This window comes from Streptomyces genisteinicus (genome assembly GCF_014489615.1).
Taxonomy (GTDB): Bacteria; Actinomycetota; Actinomycetes; order Streptomycetales; family Streptomycetaceae; genus Streptomyces; species Streptomyces genisteinicus.
This window is the reverse complement of sequence record NZ_CP060825.1, coordinates 740,925-760,286: the sequence shown is the minus strand read 5'-3', so window position 1 is coordinate 760,286 and position 19,362 is coordinate 740,925. Positions and strand designations below refer to the sequence as shown.

Here is a 19,362-nt window from a genome sequence, read left to right as displayed (position 1 = left end):
ACGCGAGCGCACGGGCGTACTGGGGGAGCGCGAGCGGGCGCGCGCACCGCACGGGGCGGCCCCGGGGCGGTGGATCGGGGCGCGTTACCCTCGTCCGCAGACCATCCGTGCCGCCGGCACGCAGCAGATACGGAGCCGCCCATGGACACCGCGACCTCCCCGGCCCGCGGCCGGCTCACCTACCGTGACGCCGGGCCGGCCGACGTCCCGGGGATCGTCGCGCTGGTCGAGTCGGCGTACCGGGGGGATTCCAGCCGGACCGGCTGGACGACCGAGGCGGACATCCTGGACGGCCGGCGCACCGACGCGGAGGGCGTGGCCCAGGTGATCAGCGCGCCCGGCAGCCGCCTGCTGGTCGCCGAGCGCGACGGCGGGATCGTCGCCTGCTGCCAGCTGGAGCACCGGGGGCACGCCGCGTACTTCGGCATGTTCGCCGTCCGGCCCGGACTCCAGGGGGAGGGGCTCGGGGGCACGGTGATCGCCGAGGCGGAGCGGCAGGCGGCCGGCGCCTGGGGCGTGTCCGAGATGCACATGACCGTGATCACGGTCCGCGAGGAGCTGATCGCCTGGTACGAGCGCCGCGGCTACCGCCGTACGGGCACGCTGAGCCCGTTCCCGTACGGTGACGAGCGCTTCGGAATCCCACGGCGCGACGACCTCGCGTTCGAGCTGCTGGTGAAGGAGCTGGGCTGACGGCGGCCGACCGACCGCCGGGCCCCGCGCATCAGGCGGTGAAGCGGCCGGTCCGGCGGATCTCCGGGTAGTCGGTCGTGGCGCCGTCCAGCTCCAGGGCGCGCGCCAGCCGCAGCTGCTCCTGGGTGTTCACCACCCACCCGATGACCCGCAGCCCCTCGCCGTGCGCGTGCTCCACGGTCTCCAGCGTCAGTCTGCGGATGTTCAGCGCCAGGGCCGACGCGCCCGCCGCCTGCGCCCGGTCCACCACGTCCGGGCCCCAGCGGCTCGCGATCAGCACCGTCCGCACCCCGGGGACGAGGGCCGCGATCTCCACGAGCGCGTCGTCGTGGAACGAGGACACCTCCACCCGCGGCACCAGGTCCCGCCGCCGCATCACCTCCGCGAGGGCGCGGGCGGCGGCCGCGTCCTTGATCTCCGCCTGGAGCGGCGCGTCCACGGCGTCGAGCACCTCGTCGAGGACGGGCACCCGCTCGCCCCCGCCCGCGTCGAGCCGGCGGAGCTCGGCGAGCGTCTTGTCGGCCACCGCGCCGTGCCCGTCGGTCGTGCGGTCCACGTCGGCGTCGTGCATGACGGCCAGCGCGCCGTCCTTGGTGAGGTGGAGATCGAGTTCGATGGCGTCCATGCCGCACCGCTCGGCCCGGACGAAGGAGCGCAGGGTGTTCTCCGGTTCGACGCCCATGACGCCGCGGTGACCGATGGTGAGGAACGTCAAGGTCGTCTCGCTTCCGTCGACGGCGGCTCCCGCGCGATGGACCCGCTCGACCGCGCGGCTCGGTCGCAGCCTAGCGGCGGCTCCCCGGGACGGAACCGTTCCCGCACGGGGTGTCCGGAAGGTGTTCCTCCGGCGGTGCAGGGCAGGTGCGACGGGAGTGCCGGGAGCTGCGGGCGGTGCGTCGCGGCGAGCGGCCGGGCACCTGGCCGGACGCCTCGGCATGCCCCGGAAGCGACTGCGCAAACCATGAGATGCCGAAAATACTTCGGCGACGAGGGGGGTCCGGCAGGATAATTTCCCTGTCTCCCCTTGTCCAGGAGAACGACCCATGGATACGGTGTCTTGACGCGAGGTTCTCCCGTGAAGGAAGTGACATGACGGAAATTCTTGTGCAGGACGCGACTGCCGGGGGTATGACCGGCACCGGCCGGGTGATCGACCACCCGAGCTGGCCGGTGCTCAAGAACGCCGTCGAGGAGATCCGCCCCTGGCAGTCCGCCGACGGCTCGATCGACTTCGACGCCGAGGGCGCCCCCGCGCGCAGCACCGCCGAGGACGCGGTGGCCCGGGTGGCCGGCGCGATACGCGACATCTCCCCGCTGCTGCCCCACGACGAGGCCTACCACCGGGCGCTCGTCGCGGACCTGCACGCCTGGGCCGACGGCGGCTTCGCCGTGCCCGACTTCCTCGACTCGCTGCTCGCCTTCCACCCGGCCGCGGGCCGCGCGGACGGCCTCCAGCACCTCGTCGTCTTCCCCATGTACACGCAGAACGGCAACCCGGACCGCAACCTCGAGGCCGTCGTGCTGCGGATGGTCTGGCCCGAGTGGCTCGCCGAGCTGGAGCGCACCCGCTACGACAACCCGCTCTTCTGCGGCATCACCTTCGAGGACTTCACAGCGGGCTACGACACCAACTCCGCCGTCCTCTTCCCGGAGACCATCGCGGTGCGCGAGGCCCCCGAGCGCTTCACCTGGGGCGGCATCTTCTGCGACCGCGAGGCCGCGCGCTTCCGGGCCGTCACCGAGGAGTCCGTCCGCATCCTCGGGCTGGAGCTGCCCGAGGACATCCGCGAGATGGTCGGCGACCAGACCCGCTGCGAGCAGGCGTTCGTCCTGTGGGACATGGTCCACGACCGCACCCACAGCCACGGAGACCTGCCGTTCGACCCGTTCATGATCAAGCAGCGCCAGCCGTTCTGGATGTACGGCCTGGAGGAGCTGCGCTGCGACCTCACCGCCTTCAAGGAGGCCGTGAAGCTGGAGTCCGAGGGCAACCGGCACGGCCGCGACGTCCAGTACGCCGTCCTGTTCGACCGGATGTTCCGCTTCCCGGTCACCGGCGACCGCGTCCGCAACTACGACGGACTCGGCGGCCAGCTGCTCTTCGCCTACCTCCACAAGCACGACGTCGTCCGCTGGACCGACAACACGCTCAAGATCGACTGGGACCGGGCGCCGCAGGTCACCAACGAGCTGTGCGCCGAGATCGAGAAGCTCTACCGCGACGGCATCGACCGCCCCAAGCTGGTCCACTGGTTCGCCGCGTACGACCTGGTCTCCACCTATCTCGCCCCGCACCCCGGCTCCCGCTGGGCCAAGGGTCCCGACGCCCTGGACCTGTCGCTGCCGCCGCGCAAGCTGGTCGACGACGTGCTCCCCGACGAATTTCCGCTCAGCATGTTCTATGAGGCGCTTGCCAAGAAGCTGAAGGGCGTGATCGCCTCCACCAAGGGCATCACCGCCGCCTCGGCTCCCCGGGGTGCCGGTGCGGCCGGCACCGGGCAGGCGTCCGGAGCCGCCGCGTGACCTCGACGACCCAGGAGGCGACCATGAACAGCGACACGAGCGGGGCACTCGAGGGTGCGGTCGTCGCGGTGGCCGGCGCGGCCGGACCCGCGGGCCGGGCCGCCCTGCTGCGGCTGGCCGAGGCCGGTGCGACGGTCGTCGCCTCCGACGCCGACGCCGAACGCCTGGCCGAAGCCGTGGACGCCGCCCGCTACGCCCACGGAGGCGCCACCGTCACCGGCGACACGGTGGACCTGCTGGACCTGGCCGCCACCCGTGAGTGGGCGGCCAAGACCGAGAAGGAGTTCGGCAGGATCGACGGCGTCGTCCACCTCGTCGGCGGCTGGCGGGGGAGCGCGGGCTTCACCGCCTCCGACCCCGCCGACTGGGCGCTGCTGGAGAAGCTGCTGATCCGTACCGTCCAGAACACCTCGCTCGCCTTCCACGACGCGCTGCTCCGCAGCGACCTCGGACGCTACGTGCTGATCAGCGCGGCGGGCGCGAGCAAGCCCACCGCGGGCAACGCCGCCTACTCCGCGGCCAAGGCCGCGGCCGAGGCGTGGACGCTCGCCCTGGCCGACTCCTTCCGCAAGGCGGGGGGCGACGAGGGCCCGTCGGCGGCGGCTGCCATCCTGGTGGTCAAGGCACTGGTGCACGACGCCATGCGCGCCGAGCGCCCGAATGCGAAGTTCGCGGGCTTCACGGACGTGACGGAGCTGGCGGACGCCATCGCCGGCGTCTGGGACCGGCCCGCCCGGGAACTGAATGGACAGCGTCTGTGGCTGACCCCCGCTCCGTGAAGACCGACGCCCGGCGTCACCACGACCCCTCCGTCCGCGGATTCGCCAGCGACAACTACGCGGGAGCCCACCCCGAGGTCCTCGCCGCGCTCGCCCTCGCCAACGGCGGCCACCAGGTCGCCTACGGCGAGGACGACTACACGGACCACCTCCAGCGGATCGTCCACAGCCATTTCGGGGCGCATGCCGAGGCGTTCCCGGTCTTCAACGGCACCGGCGCCAACGTGACCGCGCTCCAGGCCCTGACCGACCGCTGGGGCGCCGTCATCTGCGCCGAGTCCGCCCACATCAACGTCGACGAGGGCGGAGCCCCCGAACGGATGGGCGGCCTCAAGCTCCTCACCGTGCCGACGCCGGACGGCAAGCTCACCCCCGAGCTGATCGACCGGCAGGCGTTCGGCTGGGAGGACGAGCACCGGGCCATGCCCCAGGTCGTCTCCATCACCCAGAACACCGAACTGGGCACCGTCTACACGGTGGACGAGATCCGCGCCGTCGTCGACCACGCCCACGGCCACGGCATGAAGGTGCACCTCGACGGCGCGCGGATAGCCAACGCGGCGGCCTCGCTGGACGTGCCCATGCGCGCGTTCACCAACGCGGCCGGCGTCGACGTGATCTCCCTCGGCGGCACGAAGAACGGCATGCTCTTCGGCGAGGCGGTCGTGGTGCTGAACCCGGACGCCGTCAGCCACATGAAGCATCTCCGCAAGATGTCCATGCAGCTCGCCTCCAAGATGCGCTTCGTCTCCGTCCAGTTCGAGGCCCTGCTCGCCAAGGACCTGTGGCTGCGCAACGCCCGCCACTCCAACGCCATGGCGCAGCGCCTCGCCGAGGGCGTCCGAGGGGTCGACGGGGTGGAGATCCTTCATCCCGTGCAGGCCAACGCGGTCTTCGCGCGGCTGCCGCACGAGGTGACCCGGCGGCTTCAGGAGCGCTTCCGCTTCTACTTCTGGGACGAGGCGGCCGGAGACGTCCGCTGGATGTGCTCGTTCGACACCGCCGAGGACGACGTGGACGCCTTCGTCCAGGCCCTCAAGGAGGAGATGGCGCGCTGACCGCCCTCCCACCAAGTGCATAAGAATGCGGTCGACCGGAAATCAATTGACGACCGGCCGGTCGCATTCCTACGCTCTGACGCCATGGAACTGATCCGTGCTCACCCGTCGATCACTGCATACACGGCGCAGAGCGAGGCCATCGACCATGGCCACCCGCTGGTGCGAAGCACCGCGGCCGACCTCGGTGCCGAGACAAGCGATGCATACACATACGCTCAGGCCGCCTACCACCACATCCGCGACCGGATAGCCCACTCCGCCGACATCGGGGCGGAGGAGGTCACCTGGTGCGCCTCCGACGTCCTCGCCCGGGGCCACGGCATCTGCCACGCCAAGTCCCACGCCCTGACGGCACTGCTGCGCGCCGCAGGCATCCCCACCGCACTGTGCTACCAGCGCCTCACCGAGGACGACGGAACGGCGCCGGTGCTCCACGGGCTCGTCGCGGTCCGGCTGCCGGGCCGTGAGCGCTGGGACCGGCAGGACCCGCGGGGCAACGTCCGCGGGATCGACGCCCGCTTCAGTCTCGACACGGAACGGCTGGCCTGGACCGTGCGCGAGGAACTCGGCGAGGCGGACTGCCCGGTGCTCTTCGACGCGCCCCACCCCGCGGTGCTCGCGGCCCTGCGGGCGGCTCCCGACCGGCGGACGCTCTGGCCCATGCTTCCCGCGGAGTTCTGACCGGCGGGCGCCCGGGAGTTCCCCGCCGGCGGGGCGTGCGCGGCCGGGTCGCCGCGTCCGGGCGCGGCGACCCGGTACGACCGCGCGCCCCGTACCGCCCGGGCCGGGGCGGTACGGGGCGCGCGGTGACGGTCAGCGGCTCTCGCGGACCTCGGCCGGAGTCGGCGCCGTGCCCCCGAGGTGTGCGGGCACCCACCAGGTGTCGTCGGCGTCCTTGGGGCGCACGGGATAGGCGCGCTGGGCCGCCTCCAGCAGTTCCTGCACCCGCTCGCGCAGCCGCCGGGTGATCGCTCCCGCGTACTGGTCGGCCGGCGCCTCGACGGGCTCGCCGACCCTGATCGTCACCGGGATGTGCGCGCGCTTGAAGTTCCGCGGGCGCCCCTTCGTCCACACGCGCTGGGTGCCCCACAGTGCCATGGGGATCAGCGGCACCCCGGCCTCCTGGGCGAGGCGCGCGGCGCCGGACTTGAACGACTTCAGCGTGAACGACTGGGAGATCGTCGCCTCCGGGAAGACGCCCACGATCTCGCCGGAGCGCAGCGACTCCAGCGCGTGCTTGTACGCGTCCTCGCCCTGCTCGCGGTCGACCGGGATGTGCTTCATGCCGCGCATGAGCGGCCCGGAGACCTTGTGGCGGAAGACCGAGTCCTTGGCCATGAAGCGGACCAGGCGCTTCTGCGGCAGTGCGGCGAGGCCGGTGAAGATGAAGTCCAGGTAGCTGATGTGGTTGCTGACGAGGACGGCGCCGCCCGAGCGGGGGATGTTCTCGGAGCCCTGGGTGTCGATCTTCAGGTCCAGTGCCTTGAACATCGTGAGTGCGGCACCGACGACCGGCCGATAGACGAGCTCTGCCATCTGGGGAGGACCCTTTCGTCGTACCCGGGGAGGGTTCTCCCGGTGGAAGTTACGCAGCCGTAGGTTTTCGGCTTCGGGGCGATCGTGCCCCATGTGTGCCGTGCTGACCAGCCCTGGCGCGGTCCATGGGCGAGATTCTCGTCACGTTCCGCCGCCGGGGCGTCACCGGTGGCGGCCACCGGCCGCACCCCGCGCCGACCGGCGGGAATGCGGCCGGCTCCGCGGAGCGCTGGACACGGGGACAACGTACGAACGGCACGGAGGAGTTCCACTCGTGGGCGACACGGCAGCGGACGGGGCGCTCGGCGCCGGGGACCTGGGCGCGGAACTCGGCCGCCGTGCGACGCTCGTCCAGTTCTCCACGGCGTTCTGCCAGCCCTGCCGGGCCACCCGCCGGACCCTCGCCGATGTCGCCGCCATGGTCGACGGCGTGACGCACGTGGAGATCGACGCCGAGGCGCACCTGGACCTCGTGCGACGGCTGGACGTCCGCGCCACCCCCACCGTGCTGGTCCTCGACGCGGCCGGCCGGATCGTCGTCCGGGCGGCGGGCGAGCCCCGCCGGGCCGACGTCATCGCGGCGCTCGGACGGGCGATGTGACCCGCCGTGAGGTCCGTCCCACATGCCGAGGCGTACTTGACTGCACACGGCAACCATCGTCAGGCTGGCCACTGTGCATCAGGAACTCCTTCTCCACGGGCGGCTCCACGTCGACCTCGCCCGTAACGCGAGCGCGCGCTGTCGGGCTGCCGGAGCAGCCGCAGCCCGTCCGTAGCCACTCCCGAAGAAGGACCTTTCGATGACCGCGTCGATCGATCTCGGCACCGCCTCGCCCCTCGCCTCCGCCGCCCCGCGTCCCGCGCCCCCGTCCGTCGTCGCGCCCCGGAACGCGCCGACCGCATCCGTGGCCCCCGTTCCCGCAGCCCCCGTCGCCGCACCCGTGGAGCCCGTTCCGGCCGGCCCGGACACGCCCGGGCTGCTGCGCTCCGTCTTCCGGCGGCACGCCGCCGGGGTCGCCGTGATCACCGCGCACGGCGAGCGCCCCGTCGGGTTCACCGCCACCTCGCTCACCTCCGTCGCCGCCGAGCCGCCGCTCGTCTCGTTCGGCATCGGCACCGGCTCCTCCAGCTGGCCGGTGCTGGCGGAGGCCGACCACGTCGGCGTGCACGTACTCGGCGAGCACCAGGACGATCTCGCCGCCCGGTTCGCCCGCAGCGGCGTCGACCGCTTCGCCGAACCCACCGGATGGCGCACCGGGCCCCAGGGGGTACCGGTGCTCGACGGCGTGCTGGCCTGGCTGGTCGGCCGGGTGGTGGCGCGGGTGCCGGCCGGCGACCACAGCATCGTCATAGCCGAGATCGTCGACGGCGGACACGGCCCCGAGGGCAGCCCGTTGCTCTACCACCAGGGGCGTTTCACGGGCCTGCGGACCTGAGGCCGCCGGCCGTTGGCCAGATCACATGTCAAAGCGCTTGCTTAGTCGTATCGGGGCGGGTGTACTGGCGAGTAATATTTCGTTCGGAGCGCGGCCCGCCCCGACCGGGATCCGCCCCACAGGACGCCTATGCTGCGTTCACAAGGGATTCCAGTAGAGACGATGCAGTAGGAGAGCCGGCGTGAGCCTGAGGATCGTTGTCTGTGTGAAGTACGTGCCCGACGCCACCGGCGACCGGCACTTCGCCGATGACCTGACCGTCGACCGGGACGACGTCGACGGCCTGCTGTCGGAGCTGGACGAGTACGCGGTGGAGCAGGCGCTGCAGATCGCGGAGAACGCCGACGACGCCGAGGTGACGGTGTTGACGGTGGGTCCGGAGGACGCGAAGGACGCGCTGCGCAAGGCTCTGTCGATGGGTGCGGACAAGGCGATCCATGTCGAGGACGACGATCTGCACGGTACGGATGTGATCGGTACGTCGCTGGTGCTGGCGAAGGCGGTCGAGAAGGCCGGTTTCGATCTGGTGATCTCGGGGATGGCGTCGACGGACGGCACGATGGGTGTGGTTCCGGCGCTGCTGGCGGAGCGGCTGGGTGTGCCGCAGGTGACGCTGCTGTCGGAGGTGTCGGTCGAGGGTGGCACGGTGACGGGCCGCCGGGACGGTGACACGGCGTCGGAGCAGCTGGAGGCGTCGCTGCCGGCGGTGGTGTCGGTGACGGACCAGTCGGGCGAGGCCCGGTACCCGTCGTTCAAGGGGATCATGGCGGCGAAGAAGAAGCCGGTGGAGTCCTGGGACCTGGAGGACCTGGAGATCGACGCGGACGAGGTCGGTCTCGCGGGTGCGTGGAGCGCGGTGGACTCGGCGGCCGAGCGTCCGGCGCGCACGGCGGGCACGATCGTCAAGGACGAGGGCGAGGGCGGCAGGCAGCTCGCCGAGTTCCTCGCGGGTCAGAAGTTCGTCTGACGACGCCCGGCGGGTCGGATGTTCGTCCGATGCCCGGTCTTTCTCGTTCCCCGTTCGTCTTTCACAGCAGGAGAGTTGTCCCATGGCTGAAGTTCTCGTCTTTGTCGATCACGTGGACGGTGCGGTCCGCAAGCCCACGCTGGAGCTGCTGACGCTGGCGCGTCGGATCGGTGAGCCGGTCGCGGTGGCGGTGGGTGCGGGTGCCGCCGACACGGCGTCGGTGCTGGCCGGGCACGGTGCGGTGCGGGTGCTGACGGCGGACGCGCCGGAGTTCGCGGAGTACCTGGTGGTCCCGAAGGTGGAGGCGTTGCAGGCCGCGGTCGAGGCGGTGTCGCCTTCGGCGGTGCTGGTGCCGTCGTCCGCGGAGGGCAAGGAGATCGCGGCGCGTCTGGCGGTGCGGATCGGTTCGGGTCTGATCACCGACGCGGTCGATCTGGAGGCCGGTGAGCAGGGTCCGGTGGCGACGCAGTCGGCGTTCGCCGCGTCGTTCACGACGAAGTCGCGTGTGTCGAAGGGTGTTCCGGTCGTCACGGTGAAGCCGAACTCGGCTCCGGTGGAGCCGGTTCAGGCCGCGGGTGCGGTCGAGGCGCTGGCGGTGTCGTTCTCGGAGAAGGCGACGGGGACGCGGGTGACCTCGCGTACGCCGCGGGAGTCGACCGGGCGTCCGGAGCTGACCGAGGCGGCGATCGTGGTCTCCGGTGGCCGGGGTGTCAACGGCGCGGAGAACTTCGCGGTCATCGAGGCGCTGGCGGACTCGCTCGGTGCGGCGGTCGGCGCCTCGCGTGCCGCGGTCGACGCGGGCTGGTACCCGCACACCAACCAGGTCGGCCAGACCGGCAAGAGCGTGTCCCCGCAGCTGTACATCGCCTCCGGCATCTCCGGCGCGATCCAGCACCGGGCCGGCATGCAGACCTCGAAGACCATCGTCGCGATCAACAAGGACGCCGAGGCCCCGATCTTCGACCTCGTCGACTACGGCGTCGTCGGCGACCTCTTCGCCGTCGTCCCCCAGCTCACCGAGGAGATCAACACCCGCAAGGGCTGACCTCCCCGGAACCACACACCCGACAGGGGCCGCACGGTGACCACCACCGCGCGGCCCCTGCCGCATGTCACGCACCATTGACGCAGGTCACGGCCGCCCGATAGCGTAATTTCAACAGAATGTTGATTCCGTGGAGCGGAAAGCACGGACACGACGTGTGCGGAGGGTGTGGGATGGGTCAGCAGGAGAAGGTGGCGACGAGCCTCGCGGGCGCGGTCAGCGAGGGCATCAGCGCGTCCCTCGCGCCGGTGGACGCCGAGCTCGCCCGCCGCTACCCGGGAGATCCCGGCACACGCCAGCCCGTCCACACCGTCTACGTCCCCGGCGAGGTCTTCGGCGCCGGCACCGTGCGCGCCTGGGGCGACCAGGCGCTCGCCGCACTCGACGAGCACGCCCCCGACGCCCGCACCTTCGCCGCCGTCCTCGGACTTCCCGACGAGCTCGCCGAGCCCGTCTACTCCCGCGTCAGGGCCAAGCTGGAGCGCGAGCCGGTGGAGGACCTGCGCGTCGACTTCGAGGACGGCTACGCGGGCACCGACGAGGACGCGGACGCGGCGCGCGCCGCCCGGCTGATCTCCGCGGCGTACGCGGACGGCACCGCCGCGCCGTACATGGGCATCCGGATGAAGTGCATGGAAGCCGCCGTGCGCGACCGGGGCATCCGCACCCTCGACGTGTTCCTCACCGGCCTGATGGAGGCGGGCGGCCTGCCCGACGGGCTGGTGCTCACCCTGCCGAAGGTCACGTACACCGAACAGGTCGGCGCCATGGTGCGCCTCGTCGAGGAGTTCGAGAAGGCGCGCGGTCTGGACGCGGGCCGGATCGGCTTCGAGATCCAGATCGAGACCAGCCAGTCCATCCTCGGACCCGACGGCACCGCCACCGTCGCCCGTATGATCGACGCCGCCGAGGGCCGGGCGACCGGACTGCACTACGGCACCTTCGACTACAGCGCCTGCCTCGGCGTCTCCGCCGCCCACCAGGCGAGCGACCACCCCGCGGCCGACCACGCCAAGGCGGTCATGCAGGTCGCCGCCGCCGGCACCGGGGTACGGGTCTCGGACGGCTCCACCAACGTGCTCCCGGTCGGGTCCACCGCCAAGGTCCACGACGCCTGGCGGCTGCACTACGGGCTCACCCGCCGCGCCCTCGCCCGCGCCTACTACCAGGGCTGGGACATGCACCCGGGGCACCTGCCCACCCGCTACGCCGCCGTCTTCGCCTTCTACCGGGGCGGCTTCGAGCAGGCGTCCGCGCGCCTCGCGGCCTACGCCGGCCACGCTGGCGGCGATGTCATGGACGAGCCGGCCACCGCGAAGGCCCTCAGCTCCTACCTGCTGCGCGGCATCGACTGCGGGGCCCTCGACAGCGCCGAGGTCGCCCGGCTCACCGGCCTGACCCGAGCCGACCTCGACGCCTTCGCCGCGCCCCGCCGCGGCGATCTGACCGCCTCCGCCCAGTAGCCCCGGGCGGTGTGACGCACCGCGTGCCGGCGGGCCGCCTTCCGCGGCCCGCCCCCGGGGTCAGCCCGCCGGCGGGATCTCCCCCGAGCCGCGGGGGATCAGCGCCGTGTCGAGGGTGACCTGACGGGGCGCCTCGCTCACGCCGTCCAGCCGGCGGAAGAGCCGCTCCGCCGCGGTGCGGCCGAGGGCCGCCGCGTCCTGGGCTATCACCGTGATGCCGAGCAGGTCCGCGAGCTCGATGTCGTCGAAGCCGACCAGCGCCACCGGCCGCTCGCAGGCGGCGAGATGGCGTACGACGGTGACGGTCACCCGGTTGTTCCCCGCGAGGATCGCGGTCACCGGCTCCGGAGCGGCCAGCATCGCGGCCACGGCGTCGCGGACCCGCTCCGGGGCGGTGGAGCCGAGCGACACCCAGGAGTCGTCGATCGCGAGTCCCGCGTCCGCCATCGCCGCGCGGTAGCCGCGCAGACGTTCGGCCGCCGTGTGGATCCGGGGCTGGTCGCCGATGAAGGCGATCCGCCGGTGGCCGTGCGCGATCAGATGGGCCGCGCCCGAGCGGGCGCCGCCGAAGCTGTCGGAGAGCACCGCGTCGGCCTCGATGCGCCCCGCGGGCCGGTCCACGAAGACCGTGGCCACCCCGGCCTTGATCTCCGGCTCCAGGTAGCGGTGGTCGTCGCCCGCCGGGATGACGATCAGACCGTCCACGCGCCGGGCGCACAGCGCCAGCACCAACTCCTGTTCACGGCCCGGGTCCTCCGCGCTCGAACCGTTGATGAGCAGCGCGCCGTGCGCTCTGGCCACTTCCTCGACCGCGCGGCTCAGCGGACCGTAGAACGGGTCGGCGAGGTCCTCCAGGACCAGTCCGATCGACGCCGTGCGCCCCTTCCGCAGCACCCGGGCGCTGTCGTTGCGGCGGAATCCGAGGGACTCGATGGCCTCCTGCACGCGGCGCTCGGTGTCCGGGGTGACCCCGGGCTCGGCGTTGACCACCCGGGAGACGGTCTTGAGGCCCACTCCGGCACGTGCCGCCACGTCCTTCATCGTCGGCCGGTTCCCGTACCGCGGCTCGGCGCCGCCGGGAGGGCCCGTCACGGGCTGGGGGCGGGTCGTTTCGGCCACGAGGCGCCTTCGGTCGGGGGTCGGTGGACGCGTCCGATGGTATGGGATGGTGTGGCATCGGGCATAGGGCCTGGACAACGTTGTCATGCCCGATGGACACTGGTACGGAACGCCAGCTCCGACCATCTCCCCGGGGGACCGCACGCCCATGCACACCAGCCTCGTCGCCGCGCTCGACATCGGCGGCACCAAGATCGCCGGAGCCTTGGTGGACGGTGACGGCGACCTCCTGCTCCGCGCCCAGCGGCCGACTCCGGCCGAGGGGGACGCCGAGACCGTGATGGGTGCCGTGTCCGCCGTTCTCGACGATCTCGCGGCCTCCCCGCTGTGGCCGGGAGTCGTCGCCGTGGGGATCGGCAGCGCGGGCCCCGTCGACCGGTCCGCCGGCACCGTGAGCCCCGTCAACGTGCCCGGCTGGCGCGGCTTCCCGCTCGTCGAACGGGTCTCGCGGGCGGTCGGCGGCCTGCCCGTGGACCTGGTGGGCGACGGCGTCGCCGTCACCGCCGCCGAACACTGGCGCGGCGCGGCGCGCGGCTTCGGCAACGCGCTGTGCATGGTGGTGTCCACCGGAGTCGGCGGCGGCCTGGTGCTCGACGGGCGCCTGCACACCGGACCGACCGGCAACGCCGGGCACATCGGACACATCAGCGTCGACCTGGACGGCGACCTCTGCCCCTGCGGCGCCCGGGGCTGCGTCGAGCGCATCGCCAGCGGACCGAACATCGCCCGCCGGGCACTCGAGCAGGGCTGGACGCCCGGCCGGGACGGCGACGCCACGGCCGCCGCCGTCGCCGCCGCGGCCCGCGCGGGCGACCCGGTGGCGATCGCCTCCTTCGAGCGGGCCGCGCAGGCGCTCGCGGCGGGCATCGCCGCCACCGCCACCCTCGCCGACCTCGACATCGCCGTCATCGGCGGCGGCGTCGCGGGCGCCGGCGAGGTGTTGTTCGACCCGCTGCGCAGGTCCCTGCGGGACTACGCCGCCCTCTCCTTCGTCCGCCGGCTGACGATCGCTCCCGCGCGCATGGGCACGGACGCCGGACTCGTGGGCGCGGCGGCGGCCGCGCTCCTCGGCCGCCGCCCGGAGCGCACCCCGGCCTGAGCGGTCCGGCCCGGGGGAGCGGAGGCACGCACGGTGGGGCCGTACCGCCCGCCCGCGCCCACCGCGGGCCCCGTCCACGGCCGGCCGCCCCGGGCCTCACCCCTGCGGGACGCACACCGCCCGGGCGGCGGCCTCTGGCGGCGCCACCCGGCCGCCGCCGCTTGCCGCGCTCACCAGTGCCGGCCCGTCTGCTGCTGCTGGGGCACGATCACCAGGAAGGCGTCGGACTCCAGGTCCATCACCACCTCGGCTGCGAGGCCCTCGTCCCGGCGGTGCCGGGCGTACTGCTCGGCGTGCCGGCTGCCCCGCGGGTCTCCCGCGGGGAACGTCTCCAACACCGTACGGCGCATCTCCGTGTCCCCTTCGTCTCTCCCGCTCCAACGACCCGCCCCGCGAGGTGTCACGGCTACGGCCCGGCCACAGTTGAGCGGCTGATCGGCCAAGCGGTTCGGGCCGCCGGTTTCCGTGGCAGGGTGTTGCGGGCAATCCACAGTGGGCTACGGAAGAGGGGGACCCGTGATCGTCTGGATCAACGGTTCATTCGGAGCGGGCAAGACCAGCACCGCGCGCGAACTGATCGATCTGATCCCGAACAGCACGTTGTTCGACCCCGAACTCGTCGGTGACGCCCTGGGGTCCCTGCTGCCCCGCAAGCGGCTCGACGAGGTCACCGACTACCAGGACCTGCCGATCTGGCGCCGCCTGGTGGTGGACACGGCGGCCGCCCTGCTGGCAGAGCTGGGAGGTGTGCTCGTGGTGCCCATGACCGTGCTGCGCCAGGAGTACCGGGACGAGATCTTCGGAGGTCTCGCCGCCCGCCGCATAGCCGTGCGGCATGTGCTGCTGGCGCCTGCTGAAACGATTTTGCGCGCACGTATCGCCGGTCGCGAGACACCCGGGACACCGGACGGCGAACTCCGCGTCCGTCAGTGGTCGTACGACCACGTCGAGCACTACCTGGCGGCGCTGCCGTGGCTCACCGCGGACGCCCACGTCGTCGACACCGGCCACGTCGGACCCCGGGAGGCCGCGCGGCTCGTCGCGGCCGCCGTCAGCAGCGGCGAGGCACCGGCCTGCGAGATCGTGCAGACACCCGAGCCGACCGCCGAGACCGTCGCCGCCGGCGTCCTGCTCTTCGACGAGGAGGGCAGGGTGCTGCTCGTCGACCCGACCTACAAGCCGGGCTGGGAGTTCCCGGGCGGGGTGGTCGAACGCGGCGAGGCGCCCGCGCGCGCCGGGGTCCGGGAGGTCCACGAGGAACTCGGCATCCGGCTGGGGGAGGTGCCCCGGCTGCTCGTCATCGACTGGGAGCCCGCCCGCCCCCCGGCCTTCGGCGGCCTGCGCCTGCTCTTCGACGGCGGCACGCTGCCCGCCGCGACGGCGCGCACGGTGCGGCTGCCGGGGCCCGAACTGCGCGACTGGCGCTTCGTCTCCGAACAGGAGGCGGCCGGGCTGCTGCCCCCGAACCGCTACGAGCGCCTGCGCTGGGCGCTGCGGGCCCGGGAGCGCGGCACGGTCCTCAACCTGGAGGCGGGCGTCCCCGTCGGCTGACCGGACCCCAGGGCGTGCTGCGGGAGTCCGCCCGTCCCGCGCCGTCCGGACGGTGCGCCGGCACCTCGGCCCCGTACCGGGCGGCCGGTCCACCGGCCGCTCCGGTACGGCCGCCCCGGACCCGCCCCGACACGGCCGCCCCGGACCCGCCCGGACGCGGCGCCCCGGGTCAGGCCCGCTTGGACGCGGCGTAGTTGGAGAGGAACAGCGCCTCGGCGACGGAGAGCCGCTCCAGTTCCTCGGGCGAGACGCTCTCGTTGACCGCGTGGATCTGCGCCTCCGGCTCGCTCAGGCCGATCAGCAGGATCTCCGCCTCCGGGTAGAGCGCGGCCAGCGTGCTGCACAGCGGGATCGAGCCGCCCATGCCGGACGCCTGCATCTCCTCACCCGGGTACGCCACCCGCATCGCCTCCGCCATCGACGTGTACGCCGGGCTCGTCACGTCGGCCTGGAACGCCTGCCCCTGCCCGACCTGCTCCATCGACACCCGGGCGTTCCACGGCGTGTGCTTCTCGATGTGCGCGAACAGCAGCTCGGTCGCCTCCGCGGCGTCCTGGCCGGGCGGCACCCGCAGGCTGATCTGGGCCCGGGCCGACGCCGGGACGGACGGCGTGGCACCGGCCACCGGGTGGCAGTCGATGCCGATGACGGTGACCGCGGGGCGCGCCCAGATCCGGTCCGCGACCGTACCGGCGCCGGGCAGCTCCACGCCCGGGAGCACCCGGGCGTCCCTGCGGAACTCCTCCTCCGGGTACCGGAGTCCGTCCCACTCGGCCCGTGCCGGCAGCCCGTCGATGACCGTCGAGCCGTCCTCGGCCCGCAGCGAGTCCAGGATGCGGATCAGCGCGGCCAGCGCGTCGGGGGCGGCCCCGCCGAACTGCCCCGAGTGCAGGTTGCCCTCCAGGGTGTCGACGCGCACCCGGATCATGGTCATGCCGCGCAGCGTGGCCGTCACCGTGGGCAGGCCCACCCGGAAGTTGCCGGTGTCGCCGATGACGATCGCGTCGGCCGCCAGCAGCTCCGGGTGCGCTTCGGCGTAACGCTCCAGCCCGCCCGTGCCCTGCTCCTCCGAGCCCTCCACGATCACCTTCACCGTGACCGGGACACCGCCGTTCGCCGTGAGCGCCCGCAGCGCGAGCAGGTGCATCACGAACCCGCCCTTGCAGTCGGCCGCGCCCCGCCCGTACCAGCGGCCGTCGCGCTCCGTCAGCTCGAACGGCGGGCTGAGCCAGGCCGCCTCGTCCAGCTTCGGCTGCACGTCGTAGTGGGCGTACAGCAGCACCGTCGGCGCACCGGCCGGGCCGGGCAGCACCCCGTACACCGACTGGGAGCCGTCGGGGGTGTCCAGCAGGGCGACGTCCTCGAAGCCCTCCGCGCGCAGTGCCCCGGCCACCCATTCGGCGGCCGCCTCGCACTCGCTGCGCGGCGACACCGCCTCGTCCGCCACCGACTGGAAGGCCACCAGCTCCGCGAGCTCCGCCTTGGCGCGGGGCATGAGCGAGGCGACGGTCTCGGCGATCGGATGGGCGGTCATGGGCACGCTCCTTGTGGGTGCGACGTTGTGCGTTGTGTGTACAGCGCATGTGCGGCCGATCCTCCCACAGGGGGCGGAGCGGGCCCGCGCCGTAGGATGCGCATCAGAGCACGGGCCACAGGTCGGATCGGGAGCAGAAGGACATCGTGAGCAGCGAGAACGATGCCACCGGAGCAGAGGCGGCAGAAGAGCTTGAGGACGACGCGGTGTGGGATGTCGTCGTGGTCGGTGCAGGACCTGCGGGAGCGTCGGCCGCGTACGCGGCGGCGGTGACCGGCCGCAGGGTGCTGCTCCTGGAGAAGTCCGGGCTGCCCCGGTACAAGACGTGCGGCGGCGGCATCATCGGCCCGTCCCGCGACAGCCTCCCGCCGGGCTTCGACCTGCCGCTGCAGGACCGGGTCCACGCGGTGACGTTCACGCTCGGCGGCCGGATGGCGCGCACCCGCCGGTCGCGGCGGATGCTGTTCGGCCTCATCAACCGCCCCGAGTTCGACGCGCAGCTCGTCGAGCACGCGGAGAAGGCCGGCGCGGTGGTGCGCACCGGCGTCACGGTCTCCCGCGTCGAACAGCACGGGCCCGCGGTCCCGGACCGCCGGACGGTCGCCGTCGTGCTGTCCCCCACCGGTTCGTCGGGGGAGGGGGCCGAGGAGACCGTCCTCGCCCGGGCGGTCGTCGGAGCCGACGGCAGCGCCAGCCGGATAGGCGCGCACGTCGGGGTGAAGCTCGACCAGGTCGACCTCGGCCTGGAAGCGGAGATCCCCGTCCCGGAGACCGTCGCCGAGGACTGGGCGGGGCGGGTCCTGATCGACTGGGGCCCGATGCCCGGCAGTTACGGCTGGGTCTTCCCCAAGGGCCGCACGCTGACGGTCGGAGTCATCTCCGCGCGAGGCGAAGGTGCCGCCACCAAGCGGTACCTGGAGGACTTCATCGCCCGCCTCGGGCTCTCCGGCTTCGAACCGGCCGTCTCCTCCGGGCATCTGACCCGCTGCCGCAGCGAGGACTCACCGCTCACCCGCGGCCGGGTCCTGGTCTGCGGAGACGCGGCGGGCCTGCTGGAGCCGTGGACGAGGGAGGGCATCTCGTTCGCCCTGCGCTCGGGCCGGCTCGCGGGGGAGTGGGCGGTACGCGTCGCGGAGTCGCACGACGCGGTGGACGCCCGCAGGCAGGCGCTCAACTACGCGTTCGCCATCAAGGCGGGACTGGGCGTCGAGATGGCCGTCGGCCGGCGGATGCTCGCGCTCTTCGAGCGGCGCCCCGGCCTGCTGCACGCCGTGCTCACCGGTTTCCGTCCCGCGTGGAACGTCTTCGCGGACATCACCCGCGGCTCGACGACCCTCGCCGGGATGGTGCGCACCCACCCGCTGGCGCGCAAGGCGCTCGACGTCCTGGACAAGCGGGCGGCACCCTCCTAGGTTCTGTCCGGCGGATCACTGCCGAAGCCAGAGCCGGATCGCTGCGGCGGTGACGGTCCCGTGGAAGACGTAGGCCCGCTTGTCGTAACGAGTAGCGACTGCGCGGGAGTTCTTCAGCCGGTTGATGGTCCGCTCGACCTCGTTGCGGCGCCGGTAGTGGTCGCGGTGGAAGCCGGTGGGCCTGCCGCCTTCTCTGCCTTTGCGTCGACGGTTGGCCTGCTGGTCCTTGGGTTCCGGGATTGTGTGCCGGATGCGGCGTCTTCGAAGGTAGCGGCGGTTTCGGCGGGAGCTGTATGCCTTGTCGCCGCTGACGTGCTCGGGCCGGGTTCGGGGCCGTCCACCCAGCGGTCTGGGGACCCGGATCCGGTCCAGGACCTCAACCATCTGGGGGGCATCGCCCCACTGGCCAGGCGTGACCAGAAAGGCCATGGGGCGGCAGCCTCCTTCACCCGCGAGGTGGATCTTGCAAGTCAGGCCGCCCCGGGACCGTCCGAGTCCCTCGTCGGGGCGGTGGTGCCGGGGCGTCGTCCTTTTTTCGGGACCCGCGGCTTGGCTTTGCGGGCGCCGGCCGCGTGCTGATGAGCCCGGCAGGACGTCGAGTCGACGCCGACCATCGACCAGTCGATCCGGCCCGCGAGGTCGGCGTCGGCCTGGACCGACTGCAGGATCCGGTCCCAGGTGCCATCCGCCGACCAGCGGCGATGCCGCTCATAGACGGTCTTCCACGGCCCGTAACGTTCCGGCAGATCGCGCCACGGAACACCGGTACGAACCCGGAACAGGATCCCGTTGATCACGGTGCGGTGGTCGTTCCACCGGCCACCCCGGCGACCCTTTGGAGGCAGATGCGGCTCCAGCAGCGACCACTCGTGATTCGTCAGATCCCCCCGACCCATACCCCAACCAACGAGCGACCGGTCGGAAAGTCACATGATCCGCCGGACAGAACCTAGGCATTGTCCGACAAATGGCGCCGTCCGCCCGAAGGGCGGGGCGCGCGGCGTCCGGTGCGTGCGATCGCAAGGCGGAGGATCATCCTCGTACTGGGTGTACTCGGATGACTCCGACAACGCAGCGAGGGTGCGTGCCGGGCGTCGCGCGCCAGGCGGGATGTGTCAGACAAGGCCTAGCCGGCACCCGCGCC

20 protein-coding genes are annotated in these 19,362 nt (G+C 72.7%); 14 read left to right on the top strand and 6 right to left on the bottom strand.

Features of this window, described 5'->3' with window-relative positions; all coding sequences use genetic code 11:
• The first annotated feature begins 141 nt into the window (after window positions 1–141).
• Window positions 142–693 carry a GNAT family N-acetyltransferase gene (locus IAG43_RS03300; protein ID WP_187739245.1) on the top strand — a complete coding sequence of 184 codons (552 nt, stop codon included), beginning with the start codon at window positions 142–144 and terminating at the stop codon, window positions 691–693.
• Window positions 694–724: 31 nt separating this feature from the next.
• Here the strand turns inward: IAG43_RS03300 and IAG43_RS03295 are convergent, their stop codons facing one another.
• Window positions 725–1,408 (bottom strand): glycerophosphodiester phosphodiesterase, encoded by a 684-nt coding sequence (locus tag IAG43_RS03295; protein ID WP_187739244.1) that lies wholly within the window; start codon window positions 1,406–1,408, stop codon window positions 725–727.
• Between the two features lie 374 nt (window positions 1,409–1,782).
• On the opposite strand from IAG43_RS03295, the gene IAG43_RS03290 reads away from it, so the two are divergent.
• The 4 genes from IAG43_RS03290 (at window position 1,783) to IAG43_RS03275 (ending at window position 5,737) form a co-directional block, all read left to right on the top strand.
• Window positions 1,783–3,216, top strand: a complete 1,434-nt coding sequence (locus IAG43_RS03290; RefSeq protein ID WP_187739243.1) for a DUF6421 family protein — start codon at window positions 1,783–1,785, stop codon at window positions 3,214–3,216.
• A gap of 23 nt (window positions 3,217–3,239) precedes the next feature.
• Window positions 3,240–3,995 carry an SDR family oxidoreductase gene (locus tag IAG43_RS03285; protein ID WP_187744279.1) on the top strand — a complete coding sequence of 252 codons (756 nt, stop codon included), beginning with the start codon at window positions 3,240–3,242 and terminating at the stop codon, window positions 3,993–3,995.
• Window positions 3,992–5,053: a threonine aldolase family protein gene (locus IAG43_RS03280; protein ID WP_187744280.1), complete on the top strand. Its 1,062-nt coding sequence runs from the start codon at window positions 3,992–3,994 to the stop codon at window positions 5,051–5,053. Before IAG43_RS03285 ends, IAG43_RS03280 begins: the two co-directional genes overlap by 4 nt.
• 84 nt (window positions 5,054–5,137) lie before the next feature.
• On the top strand, window positions 5,138–5,737 hold the full coding sequence (locus IAG43_RS03275) for a transglutaminase-like domain-containing protein (RefSeq protein ID WP_187739242.1): 600 nt from the start codon (window positions 5,138–5,140) through the stop codon (window positions 5,735–5,737).
• A 132-nt stretch (window positions 5,738–5,869) separates the two neighbouring features.
• Here the strand turns inward: IAG43_RS03275 and IAG43_RS03270 are convergent, their stop codons facing one another.
• Window positions 5,870–6,592, bottom strand: coding sequence for a lysophospholipid acyltransferase family protein (locus IAG43_RS03270; RefSeq protein ID WP_187739241.1), 723 nt, complete (start codon window positions 6,590–6,592; stop codon window positions 5,870–5,872).
• A gap of 274 nt (window positions 6,593–6,866) precedes the next feature.
• On the opposite strand from IAG43_RS03270, the gene IAG43_RS03265 reads away from it, so the two are divergent.
• The 6 genes from IAG43_RS03265 to IAG43_RS03245 all read left to right on the top strand — a co-directional run bounded on the left by IAG43_RS03265 (window position 6,867) and on the right by IAG43_RS03245 (window position 11,503).
• Window positions 6,867–7,193, top strand: a complete 327-nt coding sequence (locus IAG43_RS03265; RefSeq protein ID WP_187739240.1) for a thioredoxin family protein — start codon at window positions 6,867–6,869, stop codon at window positions 7,191–7,193.
• A gap of 73 nt (window positions 7,194–7,266) precedes the next feature.
• Window positions 7,267–7,368 (top strand): putative leader peptide, encoded by a 102-nt coding sequence (locus tag IAG43_RS35175; protein ID WP_425508566.1) that lies wholly within the window; start codon window positions 7,267–7,269, stop codon window positions 7,366–7,368.
• Window positions 7,369–7,392: 24 nt separating this feature from the next.
• Complete coding sequence (locus tag IAG43_RS03260) at window positions 7,393–8,028, top strand: flavin reductase family protein (RefSeq protein WP_187739239.1); 636 nt, start codon at window positions 7,393–7,395, stop codon at window positions 8,026–8,028.
• 181 nt (window positions 8,029–8,209) lie between these two features.
• Window positions 8,210–8,995, top strand: coding sequence for an electron transfer flavoprotein subunit beta/FixA family protein (locus IAG43_RS03255; RefSeq protein ID WP_187739238.1), 786 nt, complete (start codon window positions 8,210–8,212; stop codon window positions 8,993–8,995).
• An 82-nt stretch (window positions 8,996–9,077) separates the two neighbouring features.
• Window positions 9,078–10,040 carry an electron transfer flavoprotein subunit alpha/FixB family protein gene (locus IAG43_RS03250; RefSeq protein ID WP_187739237.1) on the top strand — a complete coding sequence of 321 codons (963 nt, stop codon included), beginning with the start codon at window positions 9,078–9,080 and terminating at the stop codon, window positions 10,038–10,040.
• A gap of 173 nt (window positions 10,041–10,213) precedes the next feature.
• Complete coding sequence (locus IAG43_RS03245; RefSeq protein WP_187739236.1) at window positions 10,214–11,503, top strand: DUF6986 family protein; 1,290 nt, start codon at window positions 10,214–10,216, stop codon at window positions 11,501–11,503.
• Between the two features lie 60 nt (window positions 11,504–11,563).
• Here IAG43_RS03245 and IAG43_RS03240 read toward each other — a convergent pair whose 3' ends face one another.
• Window positions 11,564–12,544 (bottom strand): LacI family DNA-binding transcriptional regulator, encoded by a 981-nt coding sequence (locus tag IAG43_RS03240; protein WP_187744278.1) that lies wholly within the window; start codon window positions 12,542–12,544, stop codon window positions 11,564–11,566.
• A 226-nt stretch (window positions 12,545–12,770) separates the two neighbouring features.
• On the opposite strand from IAG43_RS03240, the gene IAG43_RS03235 reads away from it, so the two are divergent.
• Window positions 12,771–13,721: an ROK family protein gene (locus tag IAG43_RS03235; RefSeq protein ID WP_187739235.1), complete on the top strand. Its 951-nt coding sequence runs from the start codon at window positions 12,771–12,773 to the stop codon at window positions 13,719–13,721.
• A gap of 170 nt (window positions 13,722–13,891) precedes the next feature.
• Here IAG43_RS03235 and IAG43_RS03230 read toward each other — a convergent pair whose 3' ends face one another.
• Entirely contained in the window at window positions 13,892–14,071 is a 180-nt protein-coding gene (locus IAG43_RS03230; protein ID WP_187739234.1) for a hypothetical protein, read from the bottom strand.
• Window positions 14,072–14,237: 166 nt separating this feature from the next.
• Between IAG43_RS03230 and IAG43_RS03225 the strand changes: the two genes are divergently transcribed.
• Window positions 14,238–15,272: an NUDIX hydrolase gene (locus IAG43_RS03225; RefSeq protein WP_187739233.1), complete on the top strand. Its 1,035-nt coding sequence runs from the start codon at window positions 14,238–14,240 to the stop codon at window positions 15,270–15,272.
• Window positions 15,273–15,441: 169 nt separating this feature from the next.
• Here IAG43_RS03225 and IAG43_RS03220 read toward each other — a convergent pair whose 3' ends face one another.
• Window positions 15,442–16,806 carry a dipeptidase gene (locus tag IAG43_RS03220; RefSeq protein WP_187739232.1) on the bottom strand — a complete coding sequence of 455 codons (1,365 nt, stop codon included), beginning with the start codon at window positions 16,804–16,806 and terminating at the stop codon, window positions 15,442–15,444.
• A 146-nt stretch (window positions 16,807–16,952) separates the two neighbouring features.
• Here IAG43_RS03220 and IAG43_RS03215 point away from each other — a divergent pair, with 146 nt between their 5' ends.
• Entirely contained in the window at window positions 16,953–18,218 is a 1,266-nt protein-coding gene (locus IAG43_RS03215) for a geranylgeranyl reductase family protein (RefSeq protein WP_187739231.1), read from the top strand.
• Between the two features lie 15 nt (window positions 18,219–18,233).
• On the opposite strand, the gene IAG43_RS03210 is transcribed toward IAG43_RS03215, so the two are convergent.
• Window positions 18,234–19,114, bottom strand: a protein-coding gene (locus IAG43_RS03210; protein WP_187739230.1) for an IS5 family transposase whose coding sequence is annotated in 2 segments (ribosomal slippage) — window positions 18,234–18,754 and window positions 18,754–19,114 — 882 coding nt in all. Because the reading frame shifts where the segments join, the coding sequence is not laid out codon by codon here.
• Window positions 19,115–19,362: the final 248 nt, after the last annotated feature.

What these genes read in the sequence shown, in the direction of transcription:
- IAG43_RS03300 (WP_187739245.1), top strand. Translation starts at nt 142, where the DNA reads ATGGACACCGCGACCTCCCCGGCCCGCGGCCGGCTCACCTACCGTGAC.
- IAG43_RS03290 (WP_187739243.1), top strand. Translation starts at nt 1,783, where the DNA reads ATGACGGAAATTCTTGTGCAGGACGCGACTGCCGGGGGTATGACCGGC.
- IAG43_RS03285 (WP_187744279.1), top strand. Translation starts at nt 3,240, where the DNA reads ATGAACAGCGACACGAGCGGGGCACTCGAGGGTGCGGTCGTCGCGGTG.
- IAG43_RS03275 (WP_187739242.1), top strand. Translation starts at nt 5,138, where the DNA reads ATGGAACTGATCCGTGCTCACCCGTCGATCACTGCATACACGGCGCAG.
- IAG43_RS03270 (WP_187739241.1), bottom strand. Translation starts at nt 6,592, where the DNA reads ATGGCAGAGCTCGTCTATCGGCCGGTCGTCGGTGCCGCACTCACGATG.
- IAG43_RS03260 (WP_187739239.1), top strand. Translation starts at nt 7,393, where the DNA reads ATGACCGCGTCGATCGATCTCGGCACCGCCTCGCCCCTCGCCTCCGCC.
- IAG43_RS03250 (WP_187739237.1), top strand. Translation starts at nt 9,078, where the DNA reads ATGGCTGAAGTTCTCGTCTTTGTCGATCACGTGGACGGTGCGGTCCGC.
- IAG43_RS03245 (WP_187739236.1), top strand. Translation starts at nt 10,214, where the DNA reads ATGGGTCAGCAGGAGAAGGTGGCGACGAGCCTCGCGGGCGCGGTCAGC.
- IAG43_RS03240 (WP_187744278.1), bottom strand. Translation starts at nt 12,544, where the DNA reads ATGAAGGACGTGGCGGCACGTGCCGGAGTGGGCCTCAAGACCGTCTCC.
- IAG43_RS03235 (WP_187739235.1), top strand. Translation starts at nt 12,771, where the DNA reads ATGCACACCAGCCTCGTCGCCGCGCTCGACATCGGCGGCACCAAGATC.
- IAG43_RS03230 (WP_187739234.1), bottom strand. Translation starts at nt 14,071, where the DNA reads ATGCGCCGTACGGTGTTGGAGACGTTCCCCGCGGGAGACCCGCGGGGC.
- IAG43_RS03220 (WP_187739232.1), bottom strand. Translation starts at nt 16,806, where the DNA reads ATGACCGCCCATCCGATCGCCGAGACCGTCGCCTCGCTCATGCCCCGC.